Annotated in this window: 17 protein-coding genes and 5 pseudogenes; 7 read left to right on the top strand and 15 right to left on the bottom strand. The window is 64.0% G+C overall.

The features are described 5' to 3' along the window. Positions 1–237: 237 nt before the first annotated feature. The 3 genes from E3O50_RS06430 to pdhA are packed head-to-tail and all read right to left on the bottom strand — an operon-like array spanning position 238 to position 3,673. Positions 238–1,527, bottom strand: coding sequence for a dihydrolipoamide acetyltransferase family protein (locus E3O50_RS06430; RefSeq protein ID WP_134560732.1), 1,290 nt, complete (start codon positions 1,525–1,527; stop codon positions 238–240). Continuing rightward, positions 1,524–2,540, bottom strand: coding sequence for an alpha-ketoacid dehydrogenase subunit beta (locus tag E3O50_RS06425; protein ID WP_134449292.1), 1,017 nt, complete (start codon positions 2,538–2,540; stop codon positions 1,524–1,526). The genes E3O50_RS06430 and E3O50_RS06425 overlap by 4 nt, the downstream gene beginning before the upstream one ends. Next, positions 2,537–3,673 (bottom strand): pyruvate dehydrogenase (acetyl-transferring) E1 component subunit alpha, encoded by a 1,137-nt coding sequence (pdhA, locus tag E3O50_RS06420; RefSeq protein WP_134449291.1) that lies wholly within the window; start codon positions 3,671–3,673, stop codon positions 2,537–2,539. The genes E3O50_RS06425 and pdhA overlap by 4 nt, the downstream gene beginning before the upstream one ends. Before the next feature lie 133 nt (positions 3,674–3,806). Between pdhA and E3O50_RS06415 the strand changes: the two genes are divergently transcribed. From E3O50_RS06415 to fdxA, 4 genes are all read left to right on the top strand, one after another. Beyond that, the gene (locus E3O50_RS06415) at positions 3,807–4,421 is read left to right on the top strand and encodes a TetR/AcrR family transcriptional regulator (protein ID WP_166787376.1); all 615 of its coding nucleotides are present in this window, start codon (positions 3,807–3,809) and stop codon (positions 4,419–4,421) included. 3 nt (positions 4,422–4,424) lie between these two features. Further along, on the top strand, positions 4,425–4,787 hold the full coding sequence (locus tag E3O50_RS06410; protein WP_134560731.1) for a DUF488 family protein: 363 nt from the start codon (positions 4,425–4,427) through the stop codon (positions 4,785–4,787). Between the two features lie 67 nt (positions 4,788–4,854). Further along, positions 4,855–6,195, top strand: coding sequence for an aminotransferase class III-fold pyridoxal phosphate-dependent enzyme (locus E3O50_RS06405; protein WP_134560730.1), 1,341 nt, complete (start codon positions 4,855–4,857; stop codon positions 6,193–6,195). After that, a complete protein-coding gene (gene fdxA / locus E3O50_RS06400; RefSeq protein WP_134560729.1) occupies positions 6,192–6,530 on the top strand; it encodes a ferredoxin in 339 nt (112 codons plus the stop codon). Before E3O50_RS06405 ends, fdxA begins: the two co-directional genes overlap by 4 nt. Here the strand turns inward: fdxA and E3O50_RS19605 are convergent. The 9 genes and pseudogenes from E3O50_RS19605 to E3O50_RS06365 all read right to left on the bottom strand — a co-directional run. Next, positions 6,456–6,650: pseudogene (locus E3O50_RS19605) on the bottom strand (hypothetical protein); the annotation flags it as partial. The gene fdxA and the pseudogene E3O50_RS19605 overlap by 75 nt on opposite strands. Beyond that, positions 6,568–6,813, bottom strand: coding sequence for a hypothetical protein (locus E3O50_RS06395; RefSeq protein WP_134449286.1), 246 nt, complete (start codon positions 6,811–6,813; stop codon positions 6,568–6,570). The pseudogene E3O50_RS19605 and the gene E3O50_RS06395, both read right to left, overlap by 83 nt. Positions 6,814–7,153: 340 nt before the next feature. Further along, on the bottom strand, positions 7,154–7,621 hold the full coding sequence (locus tag E3O50_RS06390; RefSeq protein ID WP_134449285.1) for a hypothetical protein: 468 nt from the start codon (positions 7,619–7,621) through the stop codon (positions 7,154–7,156). A 409-nt stretch (positions 7,622–8,030) separates the two neighbouring features. After that, complete coding sequence (locus E3O50_RS06385) at positions 8,031–8,273, bottom strand: recombinase family protein (protein WP_241975522.1); 243 nt, start codon at positions 8,271–8,273, stop codon at positions 8,031–8,033. A gap of 53 nt (positions 8,274–8,326) precedes the next feature. Next, positions 8,327–9,373: a PDDEXK nuclease domain-containing protein gene (locus E3O50_RS06380; protein WP_134449284.1), complete on the bottom strand. Its 1,047-nt coding sequence runs from the start codon at positions 9,371–9,373 to the stop codon at positions 8,327–8,329. A gap of 53 nt (positions 9,374–9,426) precedes the next feature. After that, positions 9,427–9,909, bottom strand: coding sequence for a recombinase family protein (locus tag E3O50_RS06375; RefSeq protein WP_241975521.1), 483 nt, complete (start codon positions 9,907–9,909; stop codon positions 9,427–9,429). Between the two features lie 38 nt (positions 9,910–9,947). Continuing rightward, positions 9,948–9,998: pseudogene (locus tag E3O50_RS19910) on the bottom strand (hypothetical protein); the annotation flags it as partial. Positions 9,999–10,289: 291 nt separating this feature from the next. Further along, positions 10,290–11,045 (bottom strand): SDR family oxidoreductase, encoded by a 756-nt coding sequence (locus E3O50_RS06370; RefSeq protein WP_198413473.1) that lies wholly within the window; start codon positions 11,043–11,045, stop codon positions 10,290–10,292. Positions 11,046–11,059: 14 nt separating this feature from the next. Next, positions 11,060–11,845, bottom strand: a complete 786-nt coding sequence (locus E3O50_RS06365; RefSeq protein ID WP_134449283.1) for an SDR family oxidoreductase — start codon at positions 11,843–11,845, stop codon at positions 11,060–11,062. Positions 11,846–11,930: 85 nt separating this feature from the next. Between E3O50_RS06365 and E3O50_RS06360 the strand changes: the two genes are divergently transcribed. From E3O50_RS06360 to E3O50_RS06350, 3 genes and pseudogenes are all read left to right on the top strand, one after another. Further along, entirely contained in the window at positions 11,931–12,788 is an 858-nt protein-coding gene (locus E3O50_RS06360; RefSeq protein WP_134449282.1) for a helix-turn-helix transcriptional regulator, read from the top strand. 328 nt (positions 12,789–13,116) lie between these two features. Continuing rightward, a pseudogene (locus E3O50_RS06355) lies at positions 13,117–13,290 on the top strand (helix-turn-helix domain-containing protein); the annotation flags it as partial. A gap of 77 nt (positions 13,291–13,367) precedes the next feature. Then, positions 13,368–14,269: pseudogene (locus E3O50_RS06350) on the top strand (IS3 family transposase). Between the two features lie 259 nt (positions 14,270–14,528). Here E3O50_RS06350 and E3O50_RS06345 read toward each other — a convergent pair. From E3O50_RS06345 to E3O50_RS19600, 3 genes and pseudogenes are all read right to left on the bottom strand, one after another. Beyond that, entirely contained in the window at positions 14,529–15,503 is a 975-nt protein-coding gene (locus E3O50_RS06345; protein ID WP_174774661.1) for an FHA domain-containing protein, read from the bottom strand. A gap of 2 nt (positions 15,504–15,505) precedes the next feature. After that, a complete protein-coding gene (locus E3O50_RS06340) occupies positions 15,506–15,769 on the bottom strand; it encodes a hypothetical protein (protein WP_198413482.1) in 264 nt (87 codons plus the stop codon). A gap of 210 nt (positions 15,770–15,979) precedes the next feature. Continuing rightward, positions 15,980–16,477: pseudogene (locus tag E3O50_RS19600) on the bottom strand (IS30 family transposase); the annotation flags it as partial.

Below are 16,477 nucleotides of genomic sequence, written 5' to 3'. Positions count from 1 at the left end.
CGACACGGCCTGGATCAACAAGCCCGCCGAAGCTCAAGAAGACGAGCCGAAACTAGCCGCCTAAACTCACGCTGGCCTCATTCACCTTGACAAATTCCGACTCCCTGCCCGATTCCCTGTCCCCCACCGGTGATGAGTGCGACTTTTCCGTTTTCTGTGCGTGCCATTGTGGTGCGTCCTATCTTCTACGTTCGTGAGTGTGGGTCGAGCGAGGCTGGTGGAGCGGGGGTACCCGCTTCAGGCCAGGATGGTCCACGGATTCTCGATGAGGCGGGTGAGTGTCTGCAGGAACTGAGCGGCCAAGGCCCCGTCAATGATCCGATGATCCGCGGAGAGGGTGTACGTCATACGGTGGCGGGGCAGGATCTCCTCCCCCACGACAACGGCCTCGAGGGACATTCCGCCGACGGCGAGGATCGCCCCTTCGGGCGGGTTGATGATGGCGGTGAACTGGTCGACGCCGAACATGCCGAGGTTGCTGATCGTGAAGGTTCCACCCGACATCTGCGCCGGCGTGAGCTTCTTGGTATTGGCTAGTGCCACCAAGGCTTTGGCCTCGGTGCCGAGTTGGCTGACCGTCTTCTGGTCCGCATCCTCGATCACCGGAACCACCAGTCCTGCGGCTCCGGCGACGGCGACACCCACGTTGATGCGGTGGTGCACGAGCATCTCGCCGCTCGCATCGTCGATGTACGAGGCGTTCACCAGCGGATGTTCTCGCAGCGCCAGCGCACTCGCGCGAATGAGCAAGTCGTTGATACTTACCTTTGGACGATTGGCCGCCACCAGCTGGACGTTGAGGTCGGTGCGCAGGAGCACGAGGTTCTCAGCATCCGCTGTCGCCGTCACGTAGAAGTGCGGGATGGTGCGGGCACTCTCGCCGAGACGGCGCGCGATGATGCGCCGCATGCTACTCAGCGCCACTGCCTCCGAGCCACGCTTGTCGTCTGCACCGGCAATGGCGCCTGACGTTGAGGCAGCGGGCGCCGGAACCGCGGCCGCACGGCTGACCGGGGCGACGACGGAGCCCTGCTCCTGGGCGAGTAGGCCCACGGTGTCAGCACGGATGATCCGACCGCCGGGGCCGGTACCGCGAACCTGGCTCAGGTCGAGGTGGTTCTCCCTGGCAAGCTTCCGCACGAGCGGGGAGGCAAACAAGCGGGCACCTTCTTCGGTGACGGGCAAGGCCGGCGCCGCGGCGCCTTTCGCCGGAGCAAGGTCAGCTGCGGGCGCAGCGGCAATTGGAACCGCGCCAAGAGAAGCCACGGCCGGCTCGGGCACGAGGGTCGCCCTACCGTCGTCCAGCAGCGCGATGGGGGCGCCGATCAGAACCTGCTCCCCCTCGGACACCAGCTGCTTCGAGAGGGTGCCGGCGTCATACGCCTCGTAATCCATCGTGGCCTTGTCGGTCTCGATTTCCACGAGAATGTCGCCCACCTCGACCCTGTCGCCGGGCTGCTTGTGCCACACCGCGATCGCACCTTCGGTCATGGTGTCAGACAGGCGCGGCATTGTGATCTCAATCATGACTTGTTCTCCATCGGGTTGCGGCGGCGGCCGACGGCGTCGAGTGTCTGCCGGATGGCGCCGATGACGTCGTCCGCCGACGGCAACGCGGCAGTCTCCAGTGGTTTTGAGTACGGCATCGGCACCTCGGCCATGGCAACGCGGCGAACCGGCGCGTCCAGGTAGTCGAAGGCACCGTCGGAGATCGTCGCGGCGATTTCGGCGCCAATCCCATAGGTAAGCCAGTCGTCCTCGAGAATGACGGCAGCGTGTGTCTTCTTCACGGACTCCACCACGGTCCCGCGGTCGAGGGGGCGCAGGCTCCGCAGATCGATAACCTCGATGTCGAGGCCGTCGGACTCGGCGAGCTGCTCGGCTACCTGGGCCGCCACGTAGGCCATCCGCGAGTAGCCGATCAGCGTGATGTCGCGGCCGCGCCGGGTGATGGCGGCCTTGCCGATCTCGGCTGGGACATCGTCGTCGGGAACCTCGCCCTTGGTGTTGTACAGCGAGAGGTTCTCGAGGAAGAGAACCGGATCGTCGTCACGGATCGCCGCGAGCATCATGGCCTTAGCGTCGGCGGGGGTGCTGGGGGCCAGGACCTTCATGCCGGGCACGAAAGCGTAGAACAGTTCAATGTTCTGCGAGTGCGTGGCGCCGAGCTGTTGGCCGCCGCCGCCCGGGGTGCGGATGACGAGGGGCACGCGGGCCTGCCCGCCGAACATGCCGTAGATCTTGGCGGCGTGGTTCACGATCTGGTCGAGAGCGAGAAGGCTGAAATTGATTGTCATGATCTCCACGACCGGGCGAAGCCCCAGCATCGCGGCACCGATGGCCGCTCCGGTGAAGCCTTCTTCGGCGATCGCGGTGTCGCGCACCCGCTTCTCGCCGAATTCGTCGAGCATGCCCGCGGTGATCTTGTAGGCGCCGTCGAAGAGGCCGATTTCCTCGCCCATCAAGAAGACATCGGGATCGCGGTGCATCTCGGAGCGCAGAGTATCGTGCAGCGCCTGCCGATAGGTCATGATGCTCATCGGGTGGCCTCGTGCTCGGGGTACGGAGCCGGCTCGAAGAGGGGTTGCCCGGGCAACCTGTGCGAGTCGTTTGCCACGGGTGTGGCGTAGGTGTAGTCGAACAGGGTGGCCACGTCGGGGAACGGGCTCGCCTCCGCGAAGACCGCGGCGGCCGTGGCTTGCGCGATGGCACCATCGTTGATGGCTGCGATCTCCTGCTCCGTGAGCAGACCCGTCTCGAAGAGGTGGGCGGCGAAGGTGACCACAGGGTCACGCTCCTTGGTCAGCGCGATCTCCTCGGCGCCCCGGTACTTGCCGGGGTCGACCACGGAGTGCCCGCGCAGCCGTTCGGTCATCACCTCGAGCAGGAACGGCCTTCCGCCGCGCGCGACTGCCGCGGCCCGCTGGGCTGCCTCGAACACGGCGACGGGATCAAGCCCGTCGACCCGTTCTGACGCCATCCGGTAAGAGGAAGCCCGCTTGTACAGTTCGGGCTCGGCCGAGGACTTGTCCACTGTTGTTGCCATTCCGAGCCGGTTGTTGATGACGACGTAGACGATGGGCAGGTTCCAGAGCGCCGCGATATTGAGCGACTCGTGAAAGGCGCCGATGTTCGTCGTTCCGTCACCCATTGTGCACATGACGATCTCATCCACACCGCGGTAGTCGATGGCGAGGGCCGCACCGGTAGCCAATGGGATCTGGCCGCCAACAATTCCGTAACCGCCCAGCATCCGTTTTTCGAGGTCGAACATGTGCATCGAGCCACCCCAGCCCTTGGAGACACCGTCTGAGCGGCCGAAGAGCTCGGCCATCACCCGGTTGGGGTCGATGCCCCGCGTCAGCGCGTAGCCATGTTCGCGGTAGTTGGTGAAGAGGTAGTCCGTGGGCCGCAGGGCCGCCATAAGGCCGACGACGGCGGCTTCTTCGCCGAGGTTGAGGTGACAATAGCCGCCGATCAACGCCTGGGTGTACGCCCGAGCGGCCCGTTCTTCAAACCGGCGGATGAAGACCATCTGTCGATAGAAGTCGGTCGCACGTTTCGCGCCGGCGGTGTCGCTCGGGGCCGTCTGATGCATCACAACAGTGGGGTTGGCGTTCTGGTGCGTGCCGGGCTTCGGGGGTGCCACGGCAGTTCGCTGTCGAGTAGACATGTCTGAACTCCTTTTCGGCCTTCGTGAGGTCGCGGTTGAGGAGTCGAATCGAATTAATGATACGACGTCGTATCATTCTACAACGACGAGTAGCGTGGATGTACAGCGTTACCCACAATCCGAAGGGCACCCCGTGCAACCCGCGAACCTAGAGCCGCTCGAACGAAAGCGTGGCCGCCCCACCGAGGCCGGTCGCATCGAGCGGCAGGAGCAGATTCTCGACGCCGCCCTGGCGAACTTTCTCGAATACGGCTTCGGCAACGCCACGGTGGACCGCATCGCCGCCGACGCGCGGGTAACCAAGCGCACCATATACAATTATTTCGGCAACAAGGACGGTGTTTTCACCGAGATGCAGGGCCGCCTCGCCGAGACCGTCAGTGGCGACAGCCAGAACCGGGATACCCTGGAATCCCTGGCCGCCCGGATCGTCTTCCGCCTGCACTCCGCCCAGATGATCGGCCTGCACAGGCTCGTGATCGCCGAGTCATTGCGCTTTCCCGATCTGGCCCGCACGCTGCACGACAACGGCGACATGCGCCACGTCGCCCGACTCGCCGAGCACATCAACGCCGAACGCGGACAGGGTGCCACCAACCGTGCCGAGGCGCTCTACGCGCTGCTGCTGGGCGAAGATTACCGCCGACGGCTGCTTGGGCTGCTCGAGCCGATCACGGCGGGGGCTGCCGCGGACTACGCCCATGCGGCCTTGGCCCACCTCGGACTCACCGACGTGCCGGAAAGGTAGACCGTGAACATCCGGATCAAGCGCATCTACGACAACGTGGCCGACGGCGACGGATGCCGGGTACTGGTCGACCGGCTCTGGCCGCGGGGCGTCTCCAAGGAGCGGGCCCGACTCGATGCCTGGCTCAAGCAGGTGGCCCCGTCTCCGGAACTGCGTACCTGGTGGAATCACGATCCCGCGCGACTGGACGACTTCGCCATTCGTTATCGCGCCGAACTCGACGGCGACCCGGCGACAATGCGGGCCGTGACCGAACTGCGCGAGCTCGTAGCACAGGCCGCCGGACCCACCACCCTGCTCTATGGCGCTAGAGACCCCGCGGTCAATCACGCGCTAATTTTGGCCGCTTACTTGGGTAACAATTAAATAATTTCTTTCATTTTAATTTGCGGTTCCCGGGCGTGGGAGCGGATCCCGGCCGTAGGGTGGCGTCATGACGTACAGCGTGCCGCAACACCGCAACCTCCTCACCGCACTGCCCGGACCTCGGTCCCTCGCCCTGCATGAACGCCGAACCCAGAGCGTGTCAGCCGGCGCCGGCACCCTGGCCGCCATCTACATGGACCACGGATCAGGCGCGATCCTGGTGGACGTGGACGGGAACCAGCTCATCGATCTGGGCTCGGGTATCGGCGTCACCTCTTTCGGCCACGCATTGCCCGAGGTGGCCGCGGCCACCGCCGCGCAGGCCGCCAAGCTCACGCACACCCTCTTCACCGTCACCCCGTACGAGAACTACGTTCGGGTGGCCGAGAAGCTCAATGCGATCACCCCGGGCGGCTTCGAGAAGCGCTCAATCCTGGTGAACACCGGTGCCGAAGCGGTGGAGAACGCGGTGAAGATCGCCCGCAAGTTCACCGGTCGCCGCGCGATCGTGGTGCTCGACCATGCCTTCCACGGCCGGACCAACCTCACCATGGCGATGACGTACCGACCGTGGCCGGAGCGTGCCGGAATGGGGCCGTTCCCCGGAGAGATCTACAGCGCCCCGGTGAGCTTCCCCTACCGTGACGGCCTGTCCGGACCCGAGGCCGCCGAACGCACCATCGACTACATCGTCACGCACATCGGCGCGAGCGAGGTGGCCGCCTTCGTCGTCGAGCCGATCCAGGGCGACGGCGGCATCAATATCCCCGCCCCCGGCTACTTCCAGCGAATGAGCGAGTTCTGCACCGAACACGGCATCGTCTTCATCGCCGACGAGATCCAGGCCGGCCTCGGCCGCACCGGCACCTGGTTCTCGATCGAGCATCACGGTGTCGTACCGGACCTGATCACCACGGCCAAGGCCATCGCCGGCGGCTTTCCGCTCGCGGCGGTCACCGGCCGCGCCGAGATCATGGATTCGGTGCAGCCCGGCGGCATCGGCGGAACCTTCGGCGGCAACCCGGTGTCCACCGCGGCGGCCCTGGCAGTTTTCGACCTGATCGAACGTGACGACCTGATCGCACGCGCCCGGGAGGTCGAACGGATGTTGTGGGCCCGCATCGGCCACTGGCCCAGCAGCTACGACGTGGTCGGCGACGTGCGCGGCCAGGGCGCCATGTTCGGCGTCGAGCTCGTCGTTCCGGGCACGACCACCCCCAACCCGGCGGCGCTGCGGACGATAATCGACCACGCCACCAGCCACGGCGTCATCGTGCTGGACGCCGGCTCGTGGGATTCGGTGCTCCGCTTACTGCCCTCGGTGGTGATCAGCGCCGAACTCATCGACGACGCGGCCACCGTGATCGAGGAGACCCTTGCCCTCCTGTCGACGGCGGTACCCAAATGACCTACGTAATCGGCTCCCCCTGCATCGACGTGAAGGACCGGGCGTGCGTGGACGAATGCCCCGTCGACTGCATCTACGAGGGCAAGCGCACCCTCTACATCCAGCCGGATGAGTGCATCGACTGCGGCGCCTGCGAACCGGTCTGCCCGGTCGAGGCCATCTACTACGAAGCCGACCTACCCGACGGGGAACAACCGTACCTCCGCGACAACAAGAGGTTCTTCGCCGACATTCTCGAGGGGCGGGACACCCCGGTGGGATCACCGGGTGGCGCTTTGAAGATCCCCGTCATCGGCACGGACACCAGGTTCGTCAAGACCCACCCCGCGGCCTAACCCACCCAAGGCGGATGGGCGCGCCGCGCTGTGCCGTTCATGCCGACGCAAGAGGCGCATGGCGTTGACAATCACGATCAGCACAGACGCCTCGTGCACGAGCATTCCGATAGACATCGATGCCCGCGAGGGTTACCCAATGCCGACACGTCATGGGCTTGAAGCCGAGTTCCTCGGCGGCGAGGCGGATGCTTCCGAGCCGTTCGAACGCGGCGAAGAATGACGCCTTCTCGTCGTCGGTGAACGTTCGGGCTGGTGGTCGTTTTGTCTGTTCGGAAACCATGGTCGCAACTCCTGAAAAGTGCCGGGTGTTGCAACGACCGATAGAACCCAAGCAGTTCTACTGGCCGTCAGCGGGCAGTTCCGTGGCCGCCTATGGGCAGCTTGTCATGGCCGCCGACAGATGACAGCGCAACGCGACAACCCGGCACTCCGTCGGAACTGCGGCGTCATCGTCGACACGCAGATTGCAGCTGGAACCAGCCGCGTGCTGCTCACAACGGATTGGCGAGCAGGATCAACGCACTCCGCGTGAAGTACGAGGCTGCGCGCGCTTCGGAGGTCCGGTCCTAGACCCGAACGCCCCGTCTGGAAGCACCCAGATACTTCTGTGCGACGTGCAATCACTCGAAGTCGAACATCTCCAGGGTCTCTCCCAGCGACGCAAGCTTGGTGGCAATCCGCAGGTCATGGTTGACCGTCAAAATCGCCTCGAATGGCGTCTGCTCTGTGTGGACCAATGTGATTTTCGTCTCGTCTCCCTCCCTCGCGGCGCCGACCATCCTCCACATATCTCGCGGACGGCCCCAGATGAAAGCGGACATAGGGAACACCAGGCACAGCGCGGGTGGAACCCGGCGAGCGTCACGAAAAAACCGTTCTACCTCCTTGTGTCCGATCGTCAGTGTGTAGACGCCGTCGGCCGTTCGACGCTCAACAACATCATCGTCTGGGCGGGTGACGGTCCATTCGTCGTCTACCGGTGTCGCATCTATCGAACTCAGCGTTGAGGCCCCGAGGCGTGTGGTGCGCAGTGTTGACCGTATCCGTGGGTGGTGGTCCCAATCGGCCAGGATGCTGATGGCGTCCAACAATGCAACGGTGTCAGATGGCAATAAGGGTGCCCTTCGTTCGGTAGCGACAACGCAGATTGCGGCCTGGTGCAGAGTTTATTACCTCTTGTCAGCATTTTCGCTGCCTGATAGCTTGCGGAACAGCCTCGAAGGTGAGGACCTCAACGTACCGTGAACGGGACCCGAGGTCCATCGACCGGCTCCCCGACGGTGATCCCCTCCCAGACCGTACCCGCGCACTGGGGTCGCGGAACTTCCCGACCGGGTCGCGGCGGCATCGATCGTAACCCGCCTCACCAACAACGCCCAAGACGGTTACTGGGAGTGACACCCAGCGGGCCGGGCACCCAGCCCGGGTCGCTACTACCTCGCTAGAACCGTGCTACCAACTACGCGGACTGCCGCTACCATCAAGCACTCCTCGCCACTACCGCTCCCGCACTCCTGCTGTTCTCGTGGCGGCCATGCCGAGGTAAGCTTTGGCCGCTGTCCTCGTGCACGGCCGCTCGCCTTCCCGCGGGCGCGCCGCGACGAAGGCTCCAATGGTGCGTTCTGAGATACGTGCCCGCTCGATCTCTGCCACGGCAGCGAAAACGCTGAAGGCCAGTTCCCCGGACACCGTAGTGGTGTCGGTCGCCGCCCCCTCCCCAGCGAGGCCCTGAGGCCCGATCCCCCGTTCGGTGAGTCCGTGGAGGGTCGTGACGAGGTGGCGCAGGTCGTGGCCTAGTCGGAGGGGTTGGCCTGGCGCTGGGGGTGGTCATCGAGCTCGAGGGCGACCGCGCGGGTTAGAGCGTCCTCGGCGGGAAGCGCAGCCTGCTCGGCGGGCGAGAGGTCGTAACGGGAGACAGCGATCGGCTGGGTGGTGCCGGCGAGTGCGTACCGGACGACGGACTCGTTTTTGTCAGCGACTAGGAGCATCCCAACCGTGGGCTGGTGCTGCGGCTTCCGCAGCCGATCCTCAACGAGGGCGACGTAGAAGCCGAGTTGGCCGGCGTCGCGCGGGTCGAATTTCGTGGTCTTCAGTTCAATGACCACATACCGGAGTTGGTCGACGTGGAAAAACAGCAGATCGGCGAAAAAGTCATCGCCGTCGACGTCGAAGTGGACCTGGCGTCCCACGAACGCGAACCCGGGGCCAAGCTCGCGGAGTGTGTCGATGATGCGCTCGACGAGCCGGTCCTCCAGCTCTCGCTCGGCGGCGTCACCGTCGATCGCGAGGAACTCGAGCGTGAACGGATCCTTAGTGATCTGCTGAGCGAGCTCAGAATCACGGCGTTCAAGAGCGTGCAGGAAGTTGGACGGAGCTGTGCCTTCGCGCAGGTGCAGGGGGGTGGTGATCTGGTGAGCCAACACCGGACGGCTCCAACCCTGCGCGATGTCCTTGGCGCTGTACCACTCGCGTAGTTCGGGATCGTCGAGCTTGTCAAGCAGCTCGATGACGTGGCCCCAGGGCAATTCACCAACGGGTCGTTGGCGAATTGAATCGTGTTCGGGCCACGCCTCGGCGAACCGGCGCATGTACCTGAGGTTGGCTGGCGAGAACCCCTTCGCGGTCGGGAACTCTGCACGCAGATCCGCAGAAAGCTGGACAAGAACCTTGCTGCCCCACGCGGCCGTCTTCTGTCGCTCGATAATCGCCGCTCCGATCTGCCAATAGAGCCTGAGCAGTTCGGTGTTCACCCGGCGCTGGGCTATGTAGCGCGCCTCATGCACAAGCCGCTTGATGCTCTCAAGCGTGGCAGCGTAGTCGGACGGGACGAGGGAACTCATTCCTCAACGCTAATGGAGGTCGGCCGGCCCTGCCCGCAGCGGACAGCCGGGGCTCAGGGTTTGGCCAAGTGCCGGTAGATCGTGGGCCGAGTGACTCCAAACTCCCCGGCGATGTGCTGGACAGTGTGGGCCCGCTTGCCGTCGGCGTCCTTCTCCTCATACATCTCACGGACCAGCCTGACCTGACGCGGACCGAGCTTGGGCTTCTGCCCGCCGGTCCGTCCCCGGGCACGGGCCGCGGCCAGCCCATCGCGGGTGCGTTCAGACATCAGCGCATGTTCAAACTCCGCAATCGAGCCAAGGATCTGGAAAAACATCCGCCCGGTGATACTGGACGTATCGATGCCCTGATCCAAGACCACCAAATCAACGCCGCGCTCCTGGAGGGTGTTCGACAAATCGATGAGGTTCTCCAACGACCGGCCGAGCCGGTCGAGTTTCGTCACGACGAGCTGATCGCCGGCCCGGGTCGCCGAGAGTAGAGCCCTGTCAAGTTCAGGCCGGCGGGCGAGTGTTCCCGAAGCCGTGTCAGGAATATCCGATCACAACCAGCCGCGGTCAAGGCATCGTGTTGGGCCTCAGGGTGCTGATCCCGGGTAGAGACCCGACCATATCCAATTCGCATACCAGCAACGTATCATCAACCCGGTAACGCGTTACATAGACGCGTACACGCCAAGCATTACTAATACCGCCCGATGTTCCCGCGACTTGCTGAACCCGTCCGAGCGTGTCTCGCGAACGATCGTCTACGGACAGAAGTCATTGGGCCATCGTGCTCGCACCCAAGACAGAACCGGAGCCATTTGATATGTCCCGCAGAGGCTCATGGCTCCCACGATTTACTGCGGGGGAACCCTCAACGCATGAACTGTGTTTGAGGGTCCCCAACGAATCGGTGATCCATGCAGAAGAGTCAGTTTTGGCCGCCGCTGACCAGGAGTTGCGCACCGCTCACCCAGCGGGAGAGTGGGCCGATGAAGAACTCGACAGCGTCTGAGACGTCGTCGACCGACCCCATTCTTCCGAGCGGGCTGGCGTTTTGCACCAGCGTACGGAGCTCATCGTTGTCGGCTCCGGCCGAGAAGTAGCCGGCACCATCCGTTGCACTGGCAAGGATGGTGTTGACCGTCACTTCTCTTTCACCGATTTCTTGTGCGAGGACTCCCACGAGGTAATTCCCGACAAGCTTGCTTGAGGCGTAGAGGCCGAAACCGGCGACGGGACGGCTGGTGGATCCTGAGCCGATCAGCACAATAGAGCCGCCTCTGTTCACGGTGCGCGCCGCGTGCTGCAACGTGAAGAAGGCACCCTTTGCGTTGACGCCGAACATGCGGTCGTAATCCGCTTCTGTGACATCGACGATTGGCCCGCCGGTCTCGTCGATTCCGGCGTTCGCGACGACGATGTCAATACCTCCGAACCGCGATCGAGCCGCGTCGAAAAGTGCCTCAATCTGACCCGGATCGGAAACGTCGGCCTGAACAGCCACCGCATCGGAGCCGGCCGCAATGATGGCGGCAACCGTCTCGGCCGCGCCCTGCGCACCGTGTGCGTAGTTCACCACGACCTGCGCTCCCCGAGCCCCGAGCCGGATCGCTATCGCCCGTCCGATGCCACGACTTGAACCGGTAACGACAGCGACCTTCCCTGTGAGATCAGTGATAGTCATGTGAGGTTTTCCGCTTAGGCGCCGGCGCCGCCGTCGACAGGCACGATGGCGCCCGTCACGGCCGAGGCACGGTCACTGAGAAGGAATCCGGCGACTTCCGCGACTTCCAGCGCGGTCGCCATCCTGCCGATGGGGCTGGCAGCATTATTGGCATCGATAATGCCCGGGGTCTTCTTCTCCCACTCGTCCATCATCTCGGTCGCAGTGCCGCCGGGCGTGATCCCATTGACACGGATTCCCTCACCCGCCCAGGTGACGGCGGCCGTCTCGGTAATGCTGTTCAGGGCGCGCTTCATCGCCGCATAAGCGGGCAGCGGAGGTACGGCCCGTCGGCTGCCGATGCTGGAGGTGTTCACGATCGCCCCACCACCGGACTTCCGCATGAGAGCCGCCTCGGCGACCATCGCGACCCAGTGGGAACGGAAGTTGACGGAGAACTGCTCATCGATGTCGTCGTCGGAGGTGGTGTCGAGGGGGCCGACGTTCTGTTGGTTTACCCCGCCATTGTTGAACGCTCCGTCGAGGCGCCCGTGGAGCTCCTCGACCCGGCCGACGGCAGCACGGATGCTGGCACGGTCAGAGAGGTCCATGGCGACGCGGTCGGCGGTGCCACCCGTGGTGCGGATCTGGGCGACGAGAGAGTCGAGTGCTGTCGTGTTGCGGGCAGCGAGGACGACAGCTGCGCCCTCGGAGGCGAAGAGATGGGCTGCGGCGGCACCGATACCGCGGCTGGCTCCGGTAATAAAAATGACTTTGCCGGTCAGCAGGCCGACCGGGATGGACTCGTTGGTGTTTGTCATATCGACAGCGTCTGCCCGTGACGGATCCGGATCCAGGCACAGACGGTACTACGCTCCGCACGCCTCTGGCACGCACACTTGGGGTATGGACAAAAGCGAACTGGGCGCGTTTCTTCGCAGTCGCCGCGAGCGACTCCGCCCGGAAGACGTCGGCCTGCCCTCGGGCGCACGCCGGCGAACGCCCGGTCTTCGGCGGGAGGAGATCGCCGTCCGCGCGCATATCTCGACCGAGTACTACGTCCGCCTCGAGCAAGGCCGTGCACCTCGCCCGTCAGCCGAGGTCCTGGCAGGCATCGCAGGCGCACTTCGCCTCACGGACGCGGAATCCGACCACCTGCACCTCCTTGCTGGCACCACGCCCGCCCCGTCGGGGCTGCACCGCCGTGACGTGCGCCCCAGCGTCCTCGGAGTTCTCGAACGCTTACCGCTCACGGCAGGGATCGTCCTTTCCGCAGCGTTCGAGGTGCTCGCATGGAACGACCTCGCGGCAGCCCTGATGGAAGACTTCGCTCTCGTCGAGCCCCACGATCGCAACCTCGCGCGCAAAGCCTTCCTCGCCGGCGGGCAACCTCCACCCGCGATCTACGGAATCAGCGACGACGTCGAGTTCCGAGAGGGTGTTGTGACGCAACTGCGGAGCGCTCAGGCGCGCTACCCTTCCGACCCTGTCATTGCCGACCTCATCCGGGAGTTGCGGGAAGGGAGCGCGGAATTCTCCCGGCTGTGGGAGCGGCACGACGTCCAGATCCCGCCGCCCCTCAAGAAGACGTTTCGGGCGACGCCCGTCGGCGACATCACCGTCGACTGCGACTCGCTCGCCGTCACAGACCGGGACCAGCATCTAATCCTCTACACCGCGCCCATAGGATCCGGCGATGCCGAGAACCTCGCCCTCCTCAGTGTCATCGGAACAGAGCCCCTCGTCAGCCACCGAGACTCCTGACCAAAGTACCGGCTGCCCTCTGGCCGCGCTCAAGACATTTATCTCTGCGATAAAGACGCCACGAAACGCTGCGGTTCACAACGCCACTCTGACTCTGACGGAGTACCTGCCGTTCGGGGTGGCAATGACGGAGTGGGGGCGTTCCGGGTGCTTGGCGTGGATGCTCTGAAGAGTGGCCCGCTGTTTTCGTTCAGTGCGCTGTTGTACCAGCGCACGTCGGGAGAGGCAAACGAAGAGCGCCTCAAACATGCCTGTGGCGACGCCTNCAAACGCCACGGCTACCGAACGCCCGCAGAAGTCCTCGCCACGCTAATCTCGAACCCAACCAATCAAACCGGTGTTGCAGACACCACTTGAATCCGCCGGTCAAGAGGAGCGTCTACGCATCGCGGATCTGCGGCTGGGCGGGGCCGGTGTTCGCGCGATTGCCCGGGATTTGGGGCGCTCCGCGTCGACGATCAGCCGGGAGCTTCGTCGTAACGCCCACCCGATTACGCGCAGCTACCGGCCCTAGGGACTGCCCCCGGTTTGGTTGACTCTTGACCTGTGGAGATTCGTCTTCGCTGGAAAGATGTCATCATGCCCAAGCCCTACCCACCCGAGTTCCGCCGTGACGTTGTCGCGGTAGCCCGGAAGCACGAAGCCCCGCTGAATCAGATCGCGAAGGACTTCGGGATCTCGGAGTCCTGCCTGGCGAACTGGCTGAAGAAAGCCGACGTCGAAGAAGGCGTCAGGCCCGGTGTGATCGAGAAGGAATCCACCGAGCTCCGGGATGCCAAGAAGCGCATCCGGCTGCTCGAGCAGGAAGCCGAGGTCATGCGCCGGGCCGTGGCCTATCTCTCCCGGGACGTCAACCCAAAATGATGTACCCGCTGGTCCGTGAATTGGCCGTCGACGGTGTTCCCGTCACGGTGACCTGCCGGGTGTTGCGCTTCTCTAAACAAGCGTTCTACCAGTGGAAGCGCGACCCAGTCTCCCAGCGCGACTGGGACAACGCCCACCTCACCAACGCGGTCTGGGACGCTCACCGGGACGACCCTGCGTTCGGCTACCGGTTCATCGCCGACGAGCTCCACAAGTCGGGCCTCAGCGTCGGCGAGAACCGGGTCTGGCGGCTGTGCTCGCAGCAGCGGCTCTGGTCCGTGTTCGCGAAGAAACGCGGCCTCACGCGCAAGGCCGGCCCGCCCGTCCACGACGACCTCGTCAAACGGAAATTCACCGCGACACGCCCGAACCAGCTCTGGCTGACCGACATCACCGAACACCGCACCGACGAGGGCAAGATCTACCTCTGCGCGATCAAAGACGTCTACTCGAACAAGATCGTCGGCTACTCCATCGACTCCAGGATGAAGGCGTCCCTGGCCGTCGCCGCGGCCCGGAACGAACGCCCCCGCAAGACACTCGGATTCAAAACGCCAGCCGAAGCGATGAACGAGCTACTGTTGTCCGCAAGTACCGGTGTTGCGACGACCGGTTGAATCCGCCCACGCTGCCGCGGTCGGAGTGTCAGATCGCGTCCTGCTCGATCCGGGGCGTCACGGCCGCGTTTGTGAGGGCGTCGGCGACGAGTTCGGTGCGCATGTGATCGGCGATGGACCAGCCGACGACTTCCGCAGCATCTCCGTGGATTCAGGGTCGGCGTTCGTCCAGAAGTCGTTGAGTACGAAGGGGGCGTACGTTCTGCGGTGCGCTCGCTTCCATTGGTGCACTGTGCGCGGCGCGACGGCAGCCTCTCGATCAGATTTCGGAATCGTCGTCTAGCCCGGTGACGACGGGGAGCGTCTTCTCAGCGCTACCCGCGGAATGTGAGTGCTCTGGCTGCCGGCTACGGGTTGGCTGCGGCTTCTGGAACGACAGCTCCCCGCCCACGCGCCCGCCATGTGGTCGGCCGTGGTCGGCGTACTCTTCACGAAAGAAAGCCATCCGCCAAGGCCCCATTTCCATCCGGGCGCCTGTGCGCAGGACCTGTGCACCCTCCTGCCCGCGCTCCTTCTTTGCGCCGCCGGAAACCGCCCCAAGCGGATACAGAACGTACTCATCGTTCTCGTCGTGGCGGATTTCAGCATGGAAAGACTGGAGGCCCTTTAAACACAAATTCGCCTCCGGGGCCGAGCCAATGGTGGTGATGGTCGGTAGCAGGTCGAACTCAGCCGGCATCTGGCCGTTCCAGTTCTCCGAACCGACCACAAAAATCAGCCGGGGCCGTCCGGATCCCGGCGTGTAGTGCGTCGTGGTGATTTGGCGCCGGATTCTCCGATTGAAGGTCGGCACGAGTGGATACAGAGTCGGCGGCGGCAACGGCACGGAAGGTACCTGCGTGGCTCCGGCACTCCGACGCCGCAAAAGGGGTGCCAGCGCAGCCCAGCTGCCGAGCGCGATGTTTGGGGAACCTGTCAGCAGGCGCTGGATGATCGGCGCGCGCACAGCGCCAATACGGATGACCAGTCCGGCGGGTCCTGACAGGGAGACGCTCAGTCCTCGCACGGCCAGGTTCGAAGCTAGGGCACGGATGTTCTTCAGCGTCGCCGTTCGGGAACGCACGAACATTTCCGGGTTATTTGAGAAGACCTCGACATCAAGTCCCTTAGCCTTGATGGTGCCGTTCATTTGCCCCGCCGGCGTCTCGGTGGCGACGTCCGTATCGGCGCCCTTCTCTCCTGGCCCCGCTAGGGAAAACGTCAGATCGATGTCCAACCGGGTTGAAATACTCATGGCTACTTGATGATCGGATCGATACCGGAACTCTCGCTCGTGGTGACCCTGAGGGTGCCGTTCAGTTTCCAGGTGGCGCGCGGGGATTCCGGCCCTATGTCACGCGGCACTTCAACCGTCATGTCGACGAAGCTGTAGTTGATCGCGGCATTCTTGCCGGTCAGGTAGGACCACATCTCCCTACCAAGATCTGTCCAGTCCTTAATATTGTGCACATCGTGGCCGACAACGGTTGCGGGATCTGCGGGGGTTTGGCTGTCAGTCACGGTATGTTCCTTCTCGCTTGTCGGCTGGAAATGGTCACTCAGTCATCAGAGATCCGACCAGACGATTAGCTCTGAATCGGAGCAAACTCGTGCACAGGGCGCGCAGCCGCCAATTACTTCATCGGCTGCGTGCAATCAATCGTAGTGGAGGGCGCCGCCTGGGGGAAGGGCGATGAATGTCTCCGTTAGGGTCAATACCGTTTGGCGATTTCAAACGGTGGAAGCAACAGGGGCTATTTCCTTCCTTGAGGCTAGCTCGCTGAGCAGGTCAGCTGGGGTGCTGCGTTTGAGGGTTTTGCGCGGCCGCTCGTTGAGTTCAGTGGCGACTTCGAGGAGGCGTTGAGCGCTGTGGGCGTTCAGGTCGGTTCCTTTGGGGAAATACTGACGCAGTAGTGGAGTGGTTNATCGCGTCGGCCACGGTGCGAGCGGTGTGATCCCCGGGCAAATGCAGCAGCATCACGTATCCCGTAGTCCGTTCGACGAGGGTTCCGATTGCGGACTTCGACGAGGTCGAGCCGATGATCAGGTCGCCCTCCCAATGCCCGGGAACGGCGCGGTCCTCGATCTCCGGCGGGCGGTCGGAGATCATCACCATCTCTCGGAACCTCGGCGGCCGCGGACCCTCCGGGCGCTGCGGGCGCCGTGTGGCACGCCCTGACCGCAACGCGGTGGCAACTTCCAAGCGCAACGATCCGCGGCCCTGCACGT

Origin of the sequence: Cryobacterium sp. MDB1-18-1, assembly GCF_004402735.1 — a bacterium.
In the GTDB taxonomy this organism is placed as follows: Bacteria; Actinomycetota; Actinomycetes; order Actinomycetales; family Microbacteriaceae; genus Cryobacterium; species Cryobacterium glucosi.
The sequence above is the reverse complement of the archived record's forward strand: the minus strand, read 5'-3'. Positions and strand labels throughout refer to the sequence as shown.

Excerpts from the sequence above, each read along its gene's own strand:
- E3O50_RS06430 (WP_134560732.1), bottom strand. The coding sequence starts at position 1,527 with ATGATTGAGATCACAATGCCGCGCCTGTCTGACACCATGACCGAAGGT.
- E3O50_RS06425 (WP_134449292.1), bottom strand. The coding sequence starts at position 2,540 with ATGAGCATCATGACCTATCGGCAGGCGCTGCACGATACTCTGCGCTCC.
- pdhA (WP_134449291.1), bottom strand. The coding sequence starts at position 3,673 with ATGTCTACTCGACAGCGAACTGCCGTGGCACCCCCGAAGCCCGGCACG.
- E3O50_RS06405 (WP_134560730.1), top strand. The coding sequence starts at position 4,855 with ATGACGTACAGCGTGCCGCAACACCGCAACCTCCTCACCGCACTGCCC.
- fdxA (WP_134560729.1), top strand. The coding sequence starts at position 6,192 with ATGACCTACGTAATCGGCTCCCCCTGCATCGACGTGAAGGACCGGGCG.
- E3O50_RS06395 (WP_134449286.1), bottom strand. The coding sequence starts at position 6,813 with ATGGTTTCCGAACAGACAAAACGACCACCAGCCCGAACGTTCACCGAC.
- E3O50_RS06380 (WP_134449284.1), bottom strand. The coding sequence starts at position 9,373 with ATGAGTTCCCTCGTCCCGTCCGACTACGCTGCCACGCTTGAGAGCATC.
- E3O50_RS06370 (WP_198413473.1), bottom strand. The coding sequence starts at position 11,045 with ATGACTATCACTGATCTCACAGGGAAGGTCGCTGTCGTTACCGGTTCA.
- E3O50_RS06365 (WP_134449283.1), bottom strand. The coding sequence starts at position 11,845 with ATGACAAACACCAACGAGTCCATCCCGGTCGGCCTGCTGACCGGCAAA.
- E3O50_RS06360 (WP_134449282.1), top strand. The coding sequence starts at position 11,931 with ATGGACAAAAGCGAACTGGGCGCGTTTCTTCGCAGTCGCCGCGAGCGA.
- E3O50_RS06345 (WP_174774661.1), bottom strand. The coding sequence starts at position 15,503 with ATGAGTATTTCAACCCGGTTGGACATCGATCTGACGTTTTCCCTAGCG.